Genomic DNA, 1467 nt, shown 5'->3' with positions numbered 1-1467 from the left:
TCTGGCGGCCACCTGCTCTCCCACACCGTCTCCAGTGCAGTACCATCGGCCGATCAGGTCTTAACCATCGTGTTCGAGATGGGAACGGGTGTGTCCCCTGACCGCATCGCCACCAGAAGTATTCTTCCTTAGAAAGGAGGTGATCCAGCCGCACCTTCCGATACGGCTACCTTGTTACGACTTCACCCCAGTTATCGGTCCCACCTTCGGCAGCTCCCTCCTTACGGTTGGGTCACTGACTTCGGGCGTTACCAACTCCCATGGTGTGACGGGCGGTGTGTACAAGACCCGGGAACGTATTCACCGCGACATGCTGATTCGCGATTACTAGCGATTCCAGCTTCATGTAGTCGAGTTGCAGACTACAATCCGAACTGAGACGTTATTTTTGAGATTTGCTTACCCTCGCAGGCTCGCTTCCCTTTGTTTACGCCATTGTAGCACGTGTGTAGCCCTGCTCATAAGGGGCATGATGATTTGACGTCATCCCCACCTTCCTCCAGGTTATCCCTGGCAGTCTCTCCAGAGTGCCCATCCGAATTGCTGGCTACTGAAGATAAGGGTTGCGCTCGTTGCGGGACTTAACCCAACATCTCACGACACGAGCTGACGACAACCATGCACCACCTGTCACCGGTGTTCCGAAGAAAAGGCGTCATTACACGCCGGTCACCGGGATGTCAAGAGCAGGTAAGGTTCTTCGCGTTGCTTCGAATTAAACCACATGCTCCACCGCTTGTGCGGGTCCCCGTCAATTCCTTTGAGTTTCATTCTTGCGAACGTACTCCCCAGGTGGACTACTTATTGCGTTTGCTGCGGCACCGAAGAGCTTTGCTCCCCGACACCTAGTAGTCATCGTTTACGGCGTGGACTACCAGGGTATCTAATCCTGTTTGCTCCCCACGCTTTCGAGCCTCAACGTCAGTCATCGTCCAGTAAGCCGCCTTCGCCACTGGTGTTCCTCCCAATATCTACGCATTTCACCGCTACACTGGGAATTCCACTTACCTCTCCGACACTCTAGCTGCATAGTTTCCAAAGCAGTCCCGGGGTTGAGCCCCGGGCTTTCACTTCAGACTTACACAGCCGTCTACGCTCCCTTTACACCCAGTAAATCCGGATAACGCTTGCACCATACGTATTACCGCGGCTGCTGGCACGTATTTAGCCGGTGCTTCTTAGTCAGGTACCGTCATTTTCTTCCCTGCTGATAGAGCTTTACATACCGAAATACTTCTTCGCTCACGCGGCGTCGCTGCATCAGGGTTTCCCCCATTGTGCAATATTCCCCACTGCTGCCTCCCGTAGGAGTTTGGGCCGTGTCTCAGTCCCAATGTGGCCGGTCACCCTCTCAGGTCGGCTACTGATCGTTGGCTTGGTAGGCCGTTACCCCACCAACTACCTAATCAGACGCGGGTCCATCTCATACCACCGGAGTTTTTCCCACTGAGCCATGCGGCTCTGTGG

The 1467-nt window shown here is 54.5% G+C and carries 2 rRNA genes; both read right to left on the bottom strand.

The features are described 5' to 3' along the window. Positions 1-117, bottom strand: a 5S ribosomal RNA gene (rrf, locus tag PGQ33_RS16660); the annotation flags it as partial. 15 nt (positions 118-132) lie between these two features. After that, positions 133-1467 (bottom strand): 16S ribosomal RNA (locus PGQ33_RS16655); the annotation flags it as partial.

Origin of the sequence: Coprococcus sp. AM100_B19A (assembly GCF_027662015.1) — a bacterium.
Lineage (GTDB): Bacteria > Bacillota > Clostridia > Lachnospirales > Lachnospiraceae > Allocoprococcus > Allocoprococcus comes.
The sequence above is the reverse complement of the archived record's forward strand: the minus strand, read 5'-3'. Positions and strand labels throughout refer to the sequence as shown.